The sequence below is a fragment of the Acetobacter cibinongensis genome, from assembly GCF_000963925.1.
Taxonomy (GTDB): domain Bacteria; phylum Pseudomonadota; class Alphaproteobacteria; order Acetobacterales; family Acetobacteraceae; genus Acetobacter; species Acetobacter cibinongensis.
In genome coordinates this window covers 1-204 of sequence record NZ_BAMV01000045.1, presented here as the reverse complement: position 1 = coordinate 204, position 204 = coordinate 1, and the positions used below count along the sequence as shown (strand labels likewise).

At 57.8% G+C, this 204-nt stretch carries 1 protein-coding gene; it reads right to left on the bottom strand.

The features are described from left to right. Positions 1 to 204: DDE-type integrase/transposase/recombinase (locus Abci_RS13290; RefSeq protein ID WP_048839663.1), on the bottom strand; the 204-nt coding region annotated here is incomplete at both ends.

The window sequence follows — 204 nt, the reverse complement described above, 5'->3', positions numbered from 1 at the left end:
TAAGGTGTTGCGACGACCGGTTGAATCCGCCTTGACAGCCACGGTCGGAATGGTGGGTCACTTTTCCCTCAGGCCGCCTCTGGCACAGAGCCTGCTCGAGGGCATCCAGCACGAAGTCGGTATGGGCCGTTGAGGAGACACGCCAGCCCACAATAATCCGGGCGAATACATCAATGATGAAGGCCACATAAACAAAGCCCTGCC